The following is a 17,706-nucleotide window of genomic DNA, read 5'->3' on the forward strand; positions in this document are numbered from 1 at the left end:
TCCCGCGCCTTCCAGGCGGCCTTCCCCTCCGTGGCGCCGGGTGCGACATGCGCGCCGCCCCGGCGTCAAGGTGGGAGTCCTGCTCAGTAGCCGCGCAGGACCGTCAGGCCTTCCGACGTCAGCACCAGCAGCAGGCCGGAGGTGCCAGAGCCGTCGTACACCAACTGGAGCACCTTGTTGCCGCGCACGTTCGCCACCTTCTCCACCGTCTTGGACGGGGTCAGCCGGTAGAGGCCGCCCGCGTTGGTGCCGATGAAGAGCGAGCCGTCATTCGTGGAGGCCAGCGTGTTGATGCTGCCGAGCGCCGGCACGTCCGCGCCGATGCGCGTGCCCCTCTGGGAGGGATTGCCAGCCGAGCCGATGGTCATCTCCCACAGGCCGTAGGTGCTGCTGCCCAGGTAGTATTTGTTGTCCGTCGTCTGCTGGAAGCCGCGCCAGAAGTCGAACTCCTCCTGGGAGTTGAGGTCCTGAAGGAACGAGGACTTCACCTTCTGCTGGTTGATGGTGGGCGTGGTGGTGTCGTCCCAGGTCTCCATCTTCGTGTCGGGCGTGACGGTGCCGAAGTTCCAGTCGTTCGCGATGAGCACGTCACCCGACGGCGAGATGCCCAGTCCGTAGGTGTAGCCCGCCTGCTGCGAGCCCTGGGAGTTGGGCTTCTCAGGATCCTTCTTGAACCACACCGGGTGCCGGTGGGCGTTGAACGTCAGGCCGCGCAGGCGCACGACGCCGTGGTTGGTGCCGAAGAAGACGTCGCCCTTGTTCGGGCCGCGCAGCACGGACGTGCAGCTGACCATGGCGCGGTCTTCGTCGAAGTGGTGGTCGTTGCTGTTGCGGATGCCCAGGCTGACGCCGTCCACCACGGTCGGGCCCGTCTGGATGAAGGGCTTGCCGTTCGCGTCGATGTTGGCACGGCGTGACTGGTTGATGTGGCTTTCGAGGGCGACCTGGCCGTTGGCGTCCAGCTTCACCGCATCCACGTCACCCTGCGTGTAGAGGTTGAGCCGACGCGTGCTGAAGGGGAAGCAGGTGGTCTCGTTCACCGCGACTTCGCACGGCTTCGCGGTGACGATGAAGTTGGGGTGGATGTCCGGCCACTCCGGATCCTCGCCCAGGCCCGGCGCGTTGTAGCCCACGTAGGCGCGGCCCGCCTCACCGCCGCAGATGACGGTGGAGGGCTGGCCCGTGGCCGCCTGGCCCACGGCGCCGGACACCCAGACCAGCTTCTGCGTGTCCGCGCGCACGACGCCAATGCGGTCGCCGTCCAGCACCCAGATGTTCTTGCCCAGGTCGATGCCGACCGACTTCACCCTGCCGATGCCGTAGCGGTCCGAATAGTTCGTCACCGGATCCTCTGGCCACGGATCCACCACCGTGCCCGCGTCCGTGCCGCCGTCGGTGCCCGCATCCGTTCCGGCATCGGTCCCCGCATCCGTGCCCGCATCGACGTCGGTGCCGGCGTCCGTGCCCGCGTCCACGTCCGTCCCGGCGTCGGTGTCGCCGCCGGTCCCCGCATCCACCCCTGGCCTCGGGTCGACATTGTTCGTGTCATCAATGGGGGTCGTGGGCGAATCCGTCCCGCCGCACCCCCACGCCGACAGCATCACCGCACCCGCACACACGCCCAGCCCCAGCAGTCGTCGATTCACCATGGTCTCCCTACGCGTACGCGCCACCTAAGCAAGCGGCGTACCCGCCCCGGAGAGCAGGCTGTCCGTGCGGCATTCCCTGGGGAGAGGGCAATTTTCTTCCCAGTCAGGGCATGGGGCGACCCTGGAAGGGCAGTGAAGTGAGGGCCGTCAGTTCGTGGCCGGTCCCGCCTCGGGCAGCTCCATCACCACCTCGGCGCCAGGGCCCTGGGGCTCCGCCACGAAGGCGCGGCCGCCGTGCCGCCGGGCCACCTCCTGCACCACCGCGAGCCCCAGGCCCGCGCCTCGGCCGGAGGGCTCCGCGCGGTAGAACGGGGTGAACACCTTCTCCCGGTGCTCCGGAGGAATGCCGGGCCCCCGGTCCCGCACGGCCAGCCGCCACAGGCCGTCGTGCCGCTCCGCGCGCAGCGTGATCTCCGTGCCGCTCGGGGCGAAGCGCAGCGCATTGGCCAGCAGGTTGTCCACCGCCTGCCGCACGGAGCTGGCGTGGACGGGACACGGCGCTGGCTCCGGCGCTTCCACCGTCACCCAGACGCCCTGCTCCTCCGCCTGGGCTCGCGCCGCCGCCGACGAATCCTCCAGCAGCACGCGCAGGTCCTCGGGCTTCACCTCCCACGCGCCACGGCCGAAGGAGGCGAGGTCCAGCAGGTTGCCCGCCAGGAGGGACAGGCGCTCCACCTCGCGGCGGGTCTCCTCCAGCGACTCGCGCAGCTCGGCGCCATCGCGCTCCTTCCACAGCGCCAGGTCCAGCTGGGTGCGCATGAGCGCCAGCGGTGTGCGCAGCTCGTGCGCGGCGCGGGCGATGAGCTGCTCCTGGGCCTCGCGCGCGGACGACAGGCGCTTCGCGGCCTCGCGCAGCGCGGCCTCCACCTCCGCCACCTCGTCCCTGGCCGTCCCTCCCGCGGGTGCTCCGGACCAGAGGCCCTCGCGCAGGTGGGTGATGAGGCCGCGCAGCTCCGCGAGCCTGCGCTCCAGCCACCGCGCCTGCCAGGTCTGCAGGCCGAAGAACACGAGCCCCAGCAGGCCGGCCAGCCCCAGGGTGATGCCATGGAAGGCGCGCACCGCCGTCTCCTGCCACGCCAGTGACGCGGACAGCCGCAGCACGTACGGCATGCCCCGGGGAGACACCACGCGCACCGTCACGCGGCGCAGCGGCGCGTCGCCCTCGCGCACTGTCTCCAGCCGGGGCGCGTCCGTGTCGGGGGGCCGCTGGAGCCGCTCTCCGGACGTGTCGGCCGTGGGCGGGAAGGACAGCACGCGCCGCCCGTCCGGCCCGTACACCTCCGCCACCGGCGCGAAGGATTGCACCAGGCCCGAGAGCGGCGAATCCTCCATGTGCAGGTGGGGCTCCCCTCCGGGGCCGTCGAAGAGGCTCACCGCCTCCGTGGCGGCCTGCGACAGCAGCGCGTCGTCCACCACGCGCTCCAGGTACGCCTCGAAGAGCTGGCCCGCCAGCAGCAACGCCAGCACCACGCCCAGCACCGGCACGAGCGCGCCCAGCAGCCACAGCCGCACGGCCAGCCTCACGGCGACTCCCCCCGCACCAGCCGGAAGCCCACCCCGCGCACGGACTGGATGGACACCGCGCTCCCCGCTCCCAGCCGGGCCAGCTTCCCGCGCAGGTAGCCCACGTACACATCCACGATGTTGGGGGGCCCGTCGAAGGCGTCACCCCACACGCGCATGAGGAGCTCCGAGCGCGAGTGCACCTCGCCCAGGTGCCCCGCGAGCTCCTGGAAGAGGGCGAACTCGCGCCCGGTGAGCGGCTGCTCCTGGTCCCCGTGCCGCAGCACCCGCCGGCGGGCGTCCAGCACCAGCGGGCCGATGTTCCGCACCGGCGTGCCCGTGTCGCCCCGGCGGTGCAGGGCCTCCAGCCGCGCGAGCAGCTCCTCGAAGGCGAAGGGCTTCGCAAGGTAGTCGTCCGCGCCGGCGCGCAGCCCCACCACCTTCTCGCCCACCGTGCCGCGCGCGGTGAGGAGCATCACCGGGGTGCGCAGTCCGCGCTCGCGCCAGCGCCGCAGCACCGCGAGCCCGTCCAGGTCCGGCAGGTTCCAGTCCAGCAGCACGACGTCATACGGCACGTCCATGCCTTGCTGGAGCGCGTCCTCGCCCCGCTCGCACACGTCCACCTGGTGGCCCGCCTCGGACAGCCCCCGGCGCAGCAGCAGGGCCATGCGCTCCTCGTCCTCCACCAGCAGCAGCTTCATGCGGGCTCCTCCGGTGCCGTGGGCAGGGGCCCGGTCCGGGTGCGGCGCCGGGACAGCCACGGATAGAGCGAGGGCAGCACGCCCAGGGTGAGCAGCGTGGACGTCACCAGCCCGCCCACCACCACCGTGGCCAGGGGCCGCTGTACCTCCGCCCCCATGCCCCGCGCCAGCATCATGGGCACGAAGCCCAGGGCGGCCACCAGCGCCGTCATCACCACCGGGCGCAGCCGCTCGCTCGCGGTGAGGCGCACGGCCTCCTTCACCGGCATGCCCGCCGCTTCATGGTGCAGCAGGCGCGACACCCACACCACGCCGTTGAGCACCGCGATGCCCGACAGGGCGATGAAGCCGATGGCCGCGGAGATGGACACGGGCATGCCTCGCAGCGACAGCGCCAGCATGCCGCCCACGCAGGCGAAGGGGACGTGCGTGAAGATGATGAGCGCCGGCCTCGGCCGCCCGAAGGCCGCGATGAGCACCGTCACGATGAGCACCGCCACCGCGGGGATGACCACCGAGAGCCGCCGCGTGGCTGCGGTCAGCGTTTCGTACTGGCCGCCCCAGACGGCGCGGTAGCCGGGCGGGAGCGGGACCTCCGCCGCCACGCGCGCCCGGGCGGTCTCCACGACCGTGCCCAGGTCCGCGCCGCGCACGTTGAAGCCCACCACCAGCCGGCGCTGTCCCTCCTGCCGGTTCACCAGCGCCGGCGCGGAGGTCAGCCGCACGTCCGCCACGCGGGACAGCGGCACCAGGCTCCCCGACGCGGTGGGCAGCGGCAGGGACTCCAGCGAGAAGGCCTCCGTATTCGCTCCGAGCCGCAGGACGATGGGCACGCGCACGGGCCCGTCGAAGGTGGCGCCGACCTCCAGGCCCGTGCGCACCCCCTGCACCGCCTCCAGGACCTGCCTCACGGAGAAGCCCACGCTCGCGGCGTCCAGCGCACGGGGCTCCACCTCCAGCAGGGACACCTCGGGCGGCGCGAGCACGCGCACGTCCACCGCGCCCTTCACGCCCGTCACCTTGGCGGCCACGGCCTCCGCCAGCCGGTGCAGTTCGCGCAGGTCCTCGCCGTAGAGGCTCACCGCCACGTCGGCGACGGAGCCTCCGAGCAATTCGTTGAAGCGCATCTGGATGGGCTGCGTGAAGGAGGGCTCCCCTCCGGGAGCGTGGGCATCGAGCGCGCGCTGCATGTCCTCCACCAGTGTCTCGGGGGTGAGCCCGGGGCGCCACTGCTCGCGCGGCTTGAGGGTGACGAAGACGTCCGCCTGCTCCAGGCCCATGATGTCGGTGGCCACCGCGGGGCTGCCCACGCGTGACACCACCTGCGTCACCTCGGGGACGTGGCGCAGCAGGGCGGCCTCCAGCCGGCCGGCCTCCCGCGCGGAGGACTCCAGTCCGATGTCTCCCCCGCGCGTCGTCTGCACCACCAGGTCGCCCTCGCTGAGCTGGGGGGTGAACTCGATGCCGGCGCGCAGGTAGAGGACCGCGCCCAGCACGAGCAGGGCCCCCGCGCCACACGCCACCCAGGCGGGGTGGCGCAGGCCGTGCTCCAGCAGCGGGCGGTAGGCGCGCTCCACGGCGCGCACCAGCCAGGGCTCGCGCTCGGGGATGTCCCGGGGACGCAGCACGAGGCTCGCCGCCGCGGGGATGAAGGTGAGCGCCAGCACCAGCGAGGTGGCGAGCGCCAGCACCACCGTGAGGGCCATGGGGCGGAACATCTTCCCGTCCACGCCGGTGAGCGACAGCACGGGCACGTAGACGAGCATGATGATGAGCACGGAGAAGAACACGGGCCGCGACAAGGAGGCCGTCACCGAGCCCACCTTGTCGCGCCACGCCTCGCGAGACATCGGGCCGCGTGCGTGGCCCAGGTGATGGAACACGCCCTCCACCATCACCACCGCGCCGTCCACGAGGAGGCCGAAGTCGATGGCGCCCAGGCTCATCAGGTTGCCGGGGATGCCCAGCAGCACCATGCCCATGGCGGCCCCCAGCATGGACAGCGGGATTGCCGAGGCGACGAGCAGGCCCGCCCGGAGGCTGCCCAGCAGGGCGAGCAGCACCGCCATGACGAGCAGGCCGCCCTCGGCGAGGTTCTTCGCCACCGTGCGCAGCGTGCCGCGCACGAGGACGCCCCGGTCATAGACGAGGTCCACCCGCACGTCCTCCGGGAGCGCGGCCTTCACGTCGGGCATGCGGGCGTGGAGGGCCTCCACCACGTCCAGGGCGTTGGCGCCGCGGAGCATCTGCACCATGACGTAGACGGTCTCGCCCCGGCCATTGGCGGTGGCGGTGCCGATGCGGGGCAGGGCGCCTGGGACGACCTCGGCCACGTCCGACACGCGCACGGTGGCGCCGCCGGGCGTGCGGATGATGGCGCCGCCCAGCTCCGTGGCGCCCGGGGGACGGGCCACCGCGCGCACCAGGACCTGGCGCTCTCCGGCGGGGAGGGCGGCTCCGGGGACGGCGCCCGAGGCCTCCTCCAACGCGCCCCGCACGTCGGAGAGGGTCAGCCCGCGCGCCGCGAGCTTCGCCGCGTCCGCGCGCACCTCCAGCGTGCGCTGCTGGCCTCCCCAGCTGTTCACCTCGACGACGCCCGGGACGGCGCGCAGGAGCGGGGCCACGCGGAACTCGGCCAGCTCGCGCAGCTCGGCGGGGGTGCGCAGGGGGGAGCCCAGCGTGAAGTGGAAGACCTCCCCGAGTCCGCCGGTGAGGGGACCGAGTTCCGGCGCCTCCACGCCGGGCGGGAGGCTGGAGGCGAGCCCGTTGAGGCGCTCCTGCACGCCCTGGCGCGCGCGGTAGGCGTCCACGGAGTCCTCGAAGACGGCGGTGACGGAGGAGATGCCGTAGCGGGAGAGGCTTCGGTGCTCGACGAGGCCGGGGATGCCGCCGAGCGCGGTTTCGATGGGACGGGTGACGAGCCGCTCGACCTCCTCCGGCGTGAGGCCCGGGGCGCGGGTGAGGATGAGGACCTGGTTGGTGGTGATGTCGGGCAGCGCGTCCAGCTCCAGGCGCCACGCCACCGCGCCCGCGGCGATGGCGAGCACCGCCGTCAGCACGAGCACCTGGACGCGATGCCGGACGCTGGCCTCCACGAGGCGGGCAATCATCGCGTGCCCTCGGCCAGGAGCAGGGACTCCGCGTCCGCGGCCACCACGTCTCCCTCTCCGGCGCCGCGCACCAGGGCCTCCGCGCCGGAGGTGGCCACGACCTCCACCGGCTGACGGCGGAAGCCGGCCGCCGTGCGCACCAGCACCTCCGCCTGGCCGGACTCCAGCAGCAGCGCTCTCGCGGGGACGACGCTCACGCCCGGCAGGCTGTCCGCGCGCACCCGCACCCTGCCGGTGAGGCCCGAGGGCAGGGCGCGCGGTGGCTCCGGGATGAACCACGTGGCCGTGGTGCCATCGCGCGGGTCCATGGCGGGCGCGCGGCCGGCTTCCTTCAGCGGCAGCGGGGCCTCTCCGGGGAGCACCAGCTCGAAGCGCGCCTCGGCGGGGAGGGGGCGGGCGAAGCGGGCTTCGAGCAGGGCTTCACCCCCTCCCATGATGCGCACCAGTGGCGCGCCTCCGCCTTCACGCGTCTCTCCCAGCACGCCGGAGACCTCGGTGACGATGCCCTCCACGGGGCTGCGCAGCGGCACCGGGCCCCCGCGCGCCACGGCGGCGGCGTCCGCGGCGTTGAGTCCCGCCACCGCGAGCAGCGCGAGCGCGGCCTGTGCTTCGGCCTGGGCCTCCGCGAGCTGGGTCTCGGCTTCGGCCAGCTCCGTCAGCCGCGCCATGCCTTGTGCCTGGAGGGCGAGCAGCTGCTCCCGCCGCCTGGCGTAGGCCTCACGACGGAGCGTCGCCGCCTGGTGCCGTCCCGCGGCCTGGACGGCCTCGGGCATGCGCACCTCCATCAGCACGTGGCCCTTCTTCACCTGCTGGCCGGGGCGTACCGCGACGCGGGACACGCTGGCTCGCAGGGGCACGCCCACCACGGCGGCGCCTTCAGGCGAGGGCAGCACGCGGGCGGGGGCCTCCGTCAGCGGAACGCCTCGGGCGGGACGGGGCTGGACCCACGCGGAGGCGGAGCTGGGGCGGGGCGCCTCGAGACGGGCGGTCGCGGGGGGCTCCTCCTTCGGTGAGGCGCAACCCGGGACGGTTGCCAGCAGCAGGGTGTGGAGCAGGACGTGTTTCATGGTGCAGCGCCTTCCGGGGCAGGAGCGCCAGGTGTGTCGGCGTGGAATGAGGGAGCCGGTGCGAAGCGCCGCGGTGGAGCGGCGCGAGGCAGGCCGTGCTCAGGGGGTGGCTTCTTTCGTGGCGGACGCAGCGAGCGCATCGATGAGGAGCCGGGCTCGCACGCGCGCCAGCGCCTCCTCCGCCAGCGCATGGCCCAGGCGGATGCGAGCGTGGGTGAGCGCGCGCCGCAGGCGCACCACTTCGAGGACCGTGGTGTCTCCGGCGCGGAAGAGCAGCTCGCCCAGCCTCGCCGCCTCCTCGGCGCCGGGGAGCAGCGTGCCGCGCAGCACCTCCACCACCTCGTGGGAGTGCTCCACCTCGTGGAGCGCGAGCGCCAGCGCTGAAGCCGCCGCGGCGGCGGCCTCCAGGCCTTCACCCTCCAGCCGCGCGGCGTTCGCCAGCAGGGTGCCGCGCTCGCGTTCGGCGTGGTCGAACACGGGAGGCGTCAGGCCCACCGTGGCCACTGCTCCCACCGCGCCGTCGTACTCGCGCAGGGCCGCGGCGCCGAGCTGCAATTGGAACCCCTTGGCCGCCTTCGCCTCGTCCGCGCGGGCACGCTCCGCGCGGGCCAGCGACATGCGAAAGGTCACCTCCGGGAGGTCCGCGGCCCGCTCCTGCAACGCCGGCCACCGCGACTCCGGGGGCAGGGCCACTTCGGGCAGCGGGCCCGTCGCGGTGACGGAAACCGCCTGCCGCGCGCCCACCTGTTGGGAGAGCTCCGCGCGGCGCGCCACGGCCACGCCCTGGACGTCCAGCTCCGTGAGTCGCGCATCGGCCGCGTAGGTCGCGGCCTCCGCCACGTCCAGCTTCGTCGCCGCACCCAGCGCCGCCGCGGACTCCACCCTCTCGTGAAACTCGTCAGCGAGCCGCACCTCCTCGGCCGCGCGCGACCGGGCCTGCTCGGCGGCCCACAGCGACAGCCAGGCCTCGGCGACGGTCAGCCGGCGGGCCAACAGCGCGGAGCGCGCCTCTTCCGACAACGTCCGGGTCTCCAGCCGCACGGCCTCCTTGCGCGCGGTGCCGAGGCCGGAGAGGTGGAACGGCTGGGCCACGCCGACGCGCAGGTCCAGTCCGCTCCCCGCCGCGGCTGAACGCCGCCAGCCGGGCTCCACCACGAGCTGCGGGTTGGACAGCGAAGAGACCCGGGACGCCTCGGTGCGCTGGGACACCACGGCGCGCGCGGCGGCGGCGGGAAGGGGGGCACGCTCCGCCAGCGCGAGCGCCTCCGCGAAGCTCATCGGAGTCGGTGCGGGCGAGGCGGCGAGCAGCAACGCGGTCAGGGCAACCACCATGCGAGGCACGGTAGAGACCCGGCGCGAGCGCATCCTGAGACGTCCGTGAGAGGAGTCTCAGAGAACGCCGGGCCCTGTATCGAGCACGTAGCCCTGCTTATGGCGTCCCGGCTTCTTCCCGCGAAGACGACGGGCCCGCTCCCTCGGTGGGAAGCGGGCCCGGTGTGAGGCATTGAAGAACCGGTCCGACCGCCGGACTACTTCTTGGGCTTGGGCGAGGTCGCCTTCAGCTCCAGCGCGACGGAGTCATCCCCCTCCAGCTGGAACTTCGCGCGCACGTTGGCGCCCTCCGGCAGGTCGCTCACCTTCGCCGGCTGGTCGTCCAGGGTCACCTTCGTCTTGTCGCGCACCTCCAGCTTCACCTCCGGCAGCGTGTCCTTGCGCGCCAGGGTGATGTCGTCTTTGTCCTTGGCCTTCACGGTGCCTTCCATGTTGAAGGCGTGCTTCTCCTTCCACACGCCCGTCTGCGCCGCCTCCTCCTTGGAGGTCTGCGCGCCCACGACGCTCTTCGCGGCGTCACCGATGGCGGGGCCCACCTGCTGGGCCTCGATGCCCGTGGACCGGCGACCGTGCTGACGCGAACTGGGCGCGCTCGGCCCCGGGTTCTCCGGCGTGCCGGTGGTTTCCTGCGCGAAGGCAGTCGTTCCCAGACACATCACTGCCGCGATGATGAGCTTCTTCATGGTCCCGCTCCCTTTCGTGGATGGATTTCGTGTCCTTGCTCAACGTTCAGACGGGCAGGCACAGCTGCTTCACGGTGGTGAGCAGCGCGGACAGGTCCAAAGGCTTGCGCAGGTAGCCCGCCACGCCCATTCCATCCACCGTGTCGCGCACGTCCAGGTCCGCGCTGGCCACCACCACCGGGATGTCCGAGCACGCGCGCTCGTGGCGCAGCGCCTCGCGGAACGCGACGCCGTCCATGCGCGGCATCATCAGGTCCAGGAGGATGAGCTGTGGCCGGGGCTCGGATGAGCGCAGCCGCTCCAGCGCCTCCAGCCCGTCCGCCGCCAGCTGCACGGCGTAGCCTTCCAGCTCCAGCGCGTCCTGGAGCGCATCCCGGATGTCCATGTCGTCGTCGACGACCAGCAACGTGTGATGGGCTTCCATCCCAATCCCCCTGCGAACCCTGGAGCGCCCGCACCGTCCCCCGAGCCGGAACGGCGGGTCCCCGCCTTCGCCAGGACGAATCTGTACCCGGGGTCAGGAGAGCGGAAGCTCATGTGTAGGCGTATGCCTACCAGTGAGCACATCCCCAGCAGGGGCTCGCCAGTCCGGTTGCCCAGCGGGAGGGGAGGGGAGGGGGGGCCCTACTCGCAGCGGTCGCAGAGGCCGCGCAGCTGCACTTCCACGGCGCGCTGCGACACTGCGCGGGGGACGCCCCGGGCGGTGGTGAGGCGCACGGACTCCTCGGGGAGGCAGGCGACGGTGCCGCAGTCGGTGCAGGTGAAGTGGGGGTGGTTGTTGGTGTGCTCGGTGGCGCCGGCGCGCTTGAGCTCGAAGCGCCAGACGTGGTCGCCCAGGTCGGCGCGCACGACGAGTCCGGCCTCGGTGAGGTCGGTGAGGTTGCGGTAGATGGTGACGCGGTCGTAGCCCTCGCCGCCCAGCTCCTCCACCAGGTCCGCGTGGCTCATGGGGGCGGTGGCGGTCTCCAGCTTGCGCAGCACGGCCACGCGGGGGGCGGTGCTGCGCAGCCCCGCGGCGCGAATCCGATCCTGGAACCCGGTCAGCTTCTCCTGCGCCGTGACTTTCTTGGCACCCATGCGCGGTCGAATAACACACCCGCCGCGCCACGTCGCCCGCGCCCGTGCAAACGAAGTGTACCTGTAGCCCGGTTGTACCAGTGACGCGGCAGGCTAGCGGCGGGTCTCCCTGGTTCGTGGCCTTCCAACTTCCAACACTTCCAAAGGGTTGCCTTGACTCGGAGGCCCCTGTCACCAGACTGCGCCCTTTCCACACCCTGGTGGCGGGCCGTTGGGGTCCCGCCTCCCAGAACGACCTGTCGCCCGCGCCCGTCTTCCTCCTTCCGCCCCCAATGAAGCCCACCCTGTTGCTCGTCGAAGCCCCGGGCCCTCATCGGGAGCTCCTGTCCCTGGCGTTCCAGGGGCAGGGTTGGCGGGTGCTGCTGGCGGAGGGGGTGGAGCCGCTGGTGCAGGCGCTGCGCGAGTCCTCGCCGGTGCACCTGGTGCTGGCGGCGGGGGCGCTGCTGGCCTCGGCGGCGGGGCAGTTGGACGCGCTGCGTGAGGCGCTGGCCGCGTCCGGGGCTTCCCTCTGGGCGGAGGCGCCGCCGGCCGAGCAGGACGCCTTGCGGCGGTCGGGCCTGCCGGTGGCGGGGGGCCTCGCGCCGGGAATGTCGCTGGGGGCCCGGGTGGACGCGGTGCGCCGGGCCCTGCCGCGGGAGGTGCGGGATGCGGAGGACCGCCGGGCCGGGCTGCGGGTGCTGGTGGCGGAGGACGACCCCGTCTACCGCAAGCTCCTGCAGCTGGCGCTGGCGCCCTTCCGCTTCGAGCTCATGGAAGCCGAGGACGGGATGTCCGCGCTGGAGCTGGCGCGGCGGCATCCGCCGGACATCGTGCTGGCGGACGTGCTGATGCCCCGGCTGGACGGCTTCCGGCTGTGCCTGGCCCTGCGCCAGGACCCCAAGCTCGCGCGCGTGCCGGTCATCCTCACGCACGCCACCGCGCCGGACGAGCTGGACCTGCGCATGGCCGCCAACGTGGGGGCCAACGGCTTCGTGCGGCGCGCGCAGGGGGATGACGAGCTGGTGGCCATGCTGCTGCGCGAGTCACGCGCGGAGGGGCCCCTGCCCGCGCCCGTGCCCGGCGAGCTGTCCACGGAGACGCACCTGTATTCGATGGTGCGCCAGTTGGAGCGGCGGGTGGGACTGCTGGAGCAGGCCGAGCGCACCGCGCGCGAGAGCGAGGAGCGCTACCGGCTGGTGGTGTCCGGCTCCTATGACGGTGTGTGGGATTGGGACGTGCGCAACCAGCGCATGTACTGGAGCCCGCGCCTCCTGGAGATGCTGGGGCTCAAGCCGGAGGACTTTCCGGGGACCTCCGAGGCCTTCCTGGCGCGGGTGCACCCGGAGGACCGGGACGAGGTGGCGTCCGCGCTGGCGCGGCACCTGGAGCAGGGCACGCCCTACGACGTGTCCTTCCGGCTGAAGCACGAGGCCGGGGGCTACCGCTCGTGCGTGAGCCGGGGCCGGGCCATCCGCGACGCGCAGGGCCGGCCGGTGCGCATGGCGGGCATCATTGGCGACGTGACGGAGCAGCTGCGGCTGTACCGCGAGGCGCGCGAGGCGGTGCGCGTGCGGGACGAGTTCCTGGCGGTGGCCGCGCACGAATTGCGCACGCCCCTGGCCGCGCTGCGGCTGCGCGTGCAGGGCACGGCGGCGGCGCTGAAGCACGAGCGACAGGTGGCGCCGGAGCGGTTGGAGCGCGCGCTGGTGGCGGCGGACCGGCAGGTGCAGCGGCTGGCGGACCTGGTGGAGGGGTTGCTGGACGTGTCGCAGATGCAGGGCCACGCGCCCCGGCTGAACCTGGAGGACGTGGACCTGGGGCAGGTGGTGCGGGACGTGGTGCTGCGCTCGGAGGAGCTGGCGGCGCGCGCGGGGTGCCTGCTGGTGGTGCGCGACGTGGCGTCCGCGGTGGGCCACTGGGACGCGCTGCGGCTGGGGCAGGTGGTGACGCACCTGTTGGTGAACGCGGTGAAGTTCGGTCCGGGCAAGCCCGTGGAGCTGGAGGTCCGGGCGGACCAGGACACGGCCTGGCTGGTGGTGCGCGACCACGGCATCGGCATCGCGCCGGACCGGGTGGACGGCCTCTTCCGCCGCTTCGAGCGCGCGGTGCCCACGCGCAACTACGGTGGGTTGGGGCTGGGGCTGTATCGCCTGCATCGCATCGTGGAGGCGCACGGCGGCGAGGTGGCGGTGACGAGCACCCTGGGGCAGGGGGCGACGTTCCGGGTGCGGCTGCCTCGCGCGGGGCCTGTGGTGGCCCACGCCTGACGGCCGTCCGGGCGACCGGCGCCTCTGTCGGATGCGCTACATCCGCGGGCCCTGGGACGCTTTTCACCCGGGCAGGAGGACGCACCTTCCCCGCATGGAAAAGCGACCCACCGTGCTGGTGCTCAACGGGAGCGAGGACCTCATCGAGGCGCTGGAGGAGGTGCTCGACGGGGCGGGCTTCCAGACGAAGGGCGTGCGCGTGCAGGACGTCATCCGCGGCCCCCTGGACTTCGCCACGCTGGTGAAGGTGACGGCGCCGGCGGTCATCGTCTACGACATCAGCGTGCCGTTTGATTTGAGCTGGCGCGCGTTCCAGAAGCTGGCCGCGAACCCGGCCGCCGCGGGCATCCCCTTCGTGCTCACCACCACCAACCGCGAGGGCGCGAAGGCGTACACCGGTCCGGATGTCATCGAGTTGCTGTTGAAACCCTATGACATCGACCAGTTCACCCGGGCGGTGGGCCAGGCCGCGAAGCGGGGGAGTGGCGTGGCAGGCGCACGGTGAAGGTGGTGCCTGCTTCCGGCAGGCTCGTCACGCTCACGGTGCCGCCGTGGGCGTGCACCACCTGCCGCACGATGAAGAGCCCCAGGCCGATGCTGCGGTTCGCGCGGTCTCCCTGGTGGGCGGTGCCGCGCTCCAGGGGGGCGAAGAGGCGCGGCAGCAGCTCCGGGGAGATGGGGGGGCCCTCGTTGTGGACCTCCAGCACCACCGTGTCCCCCGTCCCCTGGCTGCGCACCTGGATGGGGGCGGCCGGGTCGCCGTAGGTCAGCGCGTTGCCCAGCAGGTTGCTCACCACCTGGACGAGCCGGTCCGCGTCCCAGGTCCCCGCGCCGTCGCCCGTGGAGGTGACCTGGAAGACACGTCCGGGGGCGCGAGTCTGGGCCTCCTCGACGGCGGTCTCCACCAGGGCATGGAAGTCCGCGGCCTGGAGCTGGAGGGGGAAGTCGCCGTGGCGCACCTGGGTGAAGTCGAGCAGGTCGCGGATCATCCGCACGGCCCGTTCGGTGGCGGTGCGGATGCGGTGCACGCGCTGCTGCTGTGAGTCGTCGAGGTTCTCTCGCTCCAGGAGCAGCGAGGCGGACAGCAGGACGGAGGACAGCGGGCTGCGCAGGTCATGGCTCACGATGCCGATGAGCTGCCGCTCGAAGTCACCACGCTGGCGTGCCTCCTGCTCCAACTGCTTCCGGGCGGTCACGTCCCGCAGGGCACCCACCACCTGGACGACGCGCGCATCCGCGTCGCGGACGATGAGGGCGTGCTCCTCCACTTCCCGCCAGGCGCCGTGCGTGTCGCGGAGCCGGTGGCTGCTGCGCCACACGTCGCCGCTTCCATCAAGGGCTTCGCGGAAGCCGCGCTGGACGGCGGCGAGGTCATCCGGATGGATGTGTCTCCGCCACCAGTCCAGGCGTGGCACGCGTGGCTCGTCCAGCGGGCCCAGCAGGTCGCGTCCGCCGCTGCTCCACTCCAGGGTGTCGGTCTGGGGGGTCCATTCCCAGATGGCGTCCTGGGTGGCGCGGGCGGCCAGCCGGAAGCGCTGTTCACTGTTCCAGGCGCGCAACTCCGCGGCGCGGACCTCCACGAGCGTGCTCTCCGCCAGGGTGCGGCGCGCCTGCTCATCGGACAGGTCCTGGCGGCTGTCGTCGAGCTCCTTCGTCGCCTCGGTTTCGCGCCGGCGCTGCTGCCAGCTCCAGTGGACCAGCCCCAGGACGCGGGCGACCAGCTCCTGGGGGCGGAAGGGCTTGAAGACGTAGTCATTGGCGCCCGCGCCCAGTCCTTCGATGACGTCCTCGGGGCGCTGGTGGGAGGTGAGCAGCAGGACGGGGATGCGGGCCGTGGCGGGGGTGCTCCGGACGAAGGCGCAGACCTCCAGGCCGGTAAGTCCGGGCGTCTCCCGGTCCAACACGAGCGCGTCCGGCAGCTGCTGGAAGCCCATCGCTTCCACCAGCGCGGCCCCGTCGGGGAACACGGTGACGTCACACGCGGAAGCGAGCGCCGCCTGCGTGGCCCGGGCTTCGGTGGGCGAGTCCTCCAACAGCCACACGGTGGGGCGTGCCGCCGGGTCGGGGCGTGTGGGGGGGGCAGAGGGCATCGGGCGATGGACGGGGTCCTAGTGCGTCCGTCAGACCCAAGTCTAGTGGCGGCGGGCAGCGGCCTCATGAGGGTTGGTTGCCCTGTAGACAGCCAGTCACGGTCGTTGATGCGCCAACACTTGGTGAAGCGGGTGTGCGCCGTATCCGCGGGCACTTCATGGAGCGCACGAGCGCGGCTCCTGTCACGACCTGTGTCGCTCCGCTTCCCGGAAGAACTGCGTGAGCGAGTGCGTCAGCAGCGACTGGCGGGATTCCATGTAGCGGCGTGCGCGGAGGAAGGGCAGCCAGACGCGCTGGCCGACACGCACCTGAGACTCTTCGGGGTTCTGTCGCGGAATCCAGGTCCCCCCCAGGTGCTTCACCAGGATGCCACCCAGATAGGCCCCCAGGGCCGGGGCGGTGTGCGAGTCGATGAGGTCCCGCTTGTAGCGCTCCGGGAAGTTCTCCCGCCAGAAGTAGAAGTCGAGGTCCGTGAGGGACTCGGGTGTCGCGTCGAAGATGCTGGGCACGTGGGTATGCAGGGCGGCCACGAGGCCTTCGGTCAGGTCGCTATCGCCGCTGTGGACCTGCGCTGGACTCGCTACGTCCGAGGGCAGGTCGGCCGGGAGCCACTCTTCCGGTTCGGGTGGCTGGAAGGCATTGAGTTCAGCGATCTTCCGCTGCCGTTCACTGATGGCGACCCTGTCCACCACCCGCGAAAGCAGAGGTGCCAGGTCCGGATGGAAGCGGGGCTCGACGGGGACGAGTGCGGCACTGCGCTCCCTCAGCGTGCGGAGCACCGTGTCGAAGTCGAGGTCCGGCCGCAGGTGGACGTGGGCACGGGCCTGGGCCACGCGCGCCTCGTCACTGGCGAAGTCCGCGGCGGTGGGCCACAGCACCAGCAGGACGGAGCCGTTGGGGAGTTCTTCCACGCGGTGGGCAGGCGTGGACAGCATCCGCTCGCGCCCGACGGAAGCGACCAGCTTCGGGCCGAAGACATTCAGCCAACAGACCTCGTAAATCTTGTCGAATCCGTCTCTTCGCGAGGTTCTTTGATCGCGGCCGAAGTCGGGAGCACCCGACATCTGGTCTTCGGCCAGGCTGTTGGCCATGGCATGGGTTGCAGGATGGCGGCTGGCCCAGGCACGGACCATCTCCGTGAACTTGTCGCAGATTTCCGCGTCCGCGAAGAGCGACATCGGCTGGACTGCAATCCATACATGCAGTCTTGGCGGGAGCGGCGGAAACCAAAGATCAAGCCCGATGTCCAAGGCTGGTGATTCCGTTCGATAGAGACCGATGGATGTACTGTTTTCGTTGCGCTCTTCCTTCAGGGTCTTCCAGACAGCGGTGCGGGAGTACTTCCTTTGTCGTTTGCCTTTGATGAGGTCTGGCATCCACTCCCCCGCGTATGTCTCGAGCGCATGGAAGAACGGCTCCAGTTCGACCCCCAAGTCCGCAAGGGGGTTGAAGGTGCCGTCGAACGAAAGCCGGAGCCTGTCCGTCGTGCCCAATTCATGGAATTCAAACGCCTTCATTGAGTCGATACCTCCACTCCTTGGATTTTGGTCTCAACCTGTTCCACGGCCGTTCTCCATGCTCCCGGGTCGACAGGTTTCAGGTCGCCCCCCTCATAGATGAGATTGACCCTCCGGACCTGTGCCTCCATCTCCATTCCGGGGCGGCGAATGCTCAGCGCATCACCGTAGTACCTCAGGGCGTCTCGAGCGTCCGCAGACATCTGTGCGGCGGGGGCGTTGCTCCTCGCTCCTCTTGCCCTCTAGGAAGATATTCATGAAATACAATCAAGGCTTTCAGGTGGAGTCGGTGCTCGACGTGCTTCGGCGCATCAATGAGAAGTACGAAGAGGGCTCAGCGGAGGATGAAGCACTGCGGATCGCGGCGGTCGCGCTGATCTACATCCAGGAAGGACGACGGCTGGACGAATACCGTGCGTTCTTCCGTTCGTTCGATACGCCCGCCATCGAGGATGTCGTCGTCGCGGGGACGTTCGAGACGCGTCAGGCTGCGGAAGAGTGGTTGGAGAGTGACAAGGGGCAGGATGGAGACCTCCTCAGAATCGCGGGGCAAGGGTTCCAGGTCATCCGGACTGGCGGAGGCCAGCAGTCACTCCTGCGGACCCCCTTGCCTGAAGAACTCATGAAGAAGTTCCCTCCGGGGCCGACGTAGGTGGCTCCGCTGGACGACCTGTCACATGCCGGGCTCCAAACCTCCGTGTCACGTCACCCCTATCTGTTAGGGTGTGAT

14 protein-coding genes are annotated in these 17,706 nt (G+C 71.6%); 3 read left to right on the top strand and 11 right to left on the bottom strand.

What is annotated here, in order from left to right; genetic code table 11:
- Positions 1 to 83 precede the first annotated feature (83 nt).
- The 9 genes from D7X30_RS00540 to D7X30_RS00580 form a co-directional block, all read right to left on the bottom strand.
- Positions 84 to 1,649, bottom strand: coding sequence for a hypothetical protein (locus tag D7X30_RS00540; protein WP_120560871.1), 1,566 nt, complete (start codon positions 1,647 to 1,649; stop codon positions 84 to 86).
- 147 nt (positions 1,650 to 1,796) lie between these two features.
- Entirely contained in the window at positions 1,797 to 3,173 is a 1,377-nt protein-coding gene (locus D7X30_RS00545; protein WP_120560872.1) for a sensor histidine kinase KdpD, read from the bottom strand.
- Positions 3,170 to 3,853, bottom strand: coding sequence for a response regulator transcription factor (locus D7X30_RS00550; protein WP_120560873.1), 684 nt, complete (start codon positions 3,851 to 3,853; stop codon positions 3,170 to 3,172). The genes D7X30_RS00545 and D7X30_RS00550 overlap by 4 nt, the downstream gene beginning before the upstream one ends.
- Positions 3,850 to 6,963 carry an efflux RND transporter permease subunit gene (locus tag D7X30_RS00555; protein ID WP_120560874.1) on the bottom strand — a complete coding sequence of 1,038 codons (3,114 nt, stop codon included), beginning with the start codon at positions 6,961 to 6,963 and terminating at the stop codon, positions 3,850 to 3,852. Before D7X30_RS00555 ends, D7X30_RS00550 begins: the two co-directional genes overlap by 4 nt.
- Entirely contained in the window at positions 6,960 to 8,030 is a 1,071-nt protein-coding gene (locus tag D7X30_RS00560) for an efflux RND transporter periplasmic adaptor subunit (protein WP_120560875.1), read from the bottom strand. The genes D7X30_RS00555 and D7X30_RS00560 overlap by 4 nt, the downstream gene beginning before the upstream one ends.
- A 99-nt stretch (positions 8,031 to 8,129) precedes the next feature.
- Positions 8,130 to 9,395 carry a TolC family protein gene (locus D7X30_RS00565; protein WP_233591294.1) on the bottom strand — a complete coding sequence of 422 codons (1,266 nt, stop codon included), beginning with the start codon at positions 9,393 to 9,395 and terminating at the stop codon, positions 8,130 to 8,132.
- A gap of 164 nt (positions 9,396 to 9,559) precedes the next feature.
- Complete coding sequence (locus D7X30_RS00570) at positions 9,560 to 10,045, bottom strand: hypothetical protein (protein WP_120560877.1); 486 nt, start codon at positions 10,043 to 10,045, stop codon at positions 9,560 to 9,562.
- 46 nt (positions 10,046 to 10,091) lie between these two features.
- Complete coding sequence (locus D7X30_RS00575; protein WP_120560878.1) at positions 10,092 to 10,469, bottom strand: response regulator transcription factor; 378 nt, start codon at positions 10,467 to 10,469, stop codon at positions 10,092 to 10,094.
- A 200-nt stretch (positions 10,470 to 10,669) separates the two neighbouring features.
- On the bottom strand, positions 10,670 to 11,122 hold the full coding sequence (locus D7X30_RS00580; RefSeq protein WP_014400341.1) for a Fur family transcriptional regulator: 453 nt from the start codon (positions 11,120 to 11,122) through the stop codon (positions 10,670 to 10,672).
- Positions 11,123 to 11,394: 272 nt separating this feature from the next.
- Here D7X30_RS00580 and D7X30_RS00585 point away from each other — a divergent pair, with 272 nt between their 5' ends.
- Together D7X30_RS00585 and D7X30_RS00590 are read left to right on the top strand one after the other, a co-directional pair.
- On the top strand, positions 11,395 to 13,368 hold the full coding sequence (locus tag D7X30_RS00585) for an ATP-binding protein (protein WP_120561682.1): 1,974 nt from the start codon (positions 11,395 to 11,397) through the stop codon (positions 13,366 to 13,368).
- A gap of 94 nt (positions 13,369 to 13,462) precedes the next feature.
- A complete protein-coding gene (locus tag D7X30_RS00590) occupies positions 13,463 to 13,873 on the top strand; it encodes a hypothetical protein (RefSeq protein ID WP_120560879.1) in 411 nt (136 codons plus the stop codon).
- Here the strand turns inward: D7X30_RS00590 and D7X30_RS00595 are convergent.
- Complete coding sequence (locus D7X30_RS00595; protein WP_120560880.1) at positions 13,815 to 15,458, bottom strand: ATP-binding protein; 1,644 nt, start codon at positions 15,456 to 15,458, stop codon at positions 13,815 to 13,817. The genes D7X30_RS00590 and D7X30_RS00595 overlap by 59 nt on opposite strands.
- 183 nt (positions 15,459 to 15,641) lie before the next feature.
- Positions 15,642 to 16,976 carry a hypothetical protein gene (locus D7X30_RS00600; protein ID WP_120560881.1) on the bottom strand — a complete coding sequence of 445 codons (1,335 nt, stop codon included), beginning with the start codon at positions 16,974 to 16,976 and terminating at the stop codon, positions 15,642 to 15,644.
- A 256-nt stretch (positions 16,977 to 17,232) separates the two neighbouring features.
- Between D7X30_RS00600 and D7X30_RS00605 the strand changes: the two genes are divergently transcribed.
- Positions 17,233 to 17,628 carry a hypothetical protein gene (locus tag D7X30_RS00605; RefSeq protein WP_120560882.1) on the top strand — a complete coding sequence of 132 codons (396 nt, stop codon included), beginning with the start codon at positions 17,233 to 17,235 and terminating at the stop codon, positions 17,626 to 17,628.
- Positions 17,629 to 17,706: the final 78 nt, after the last annotated feature.

This window comes from Corallococcus sp. AB011P (assembly GCF_003611605.1).
Lineage (GTDB): Bacteria > Myxococcota > Myxococcia > Myxococcales > Myxococcaceae > Corallococcus > Corallococcus coralloides.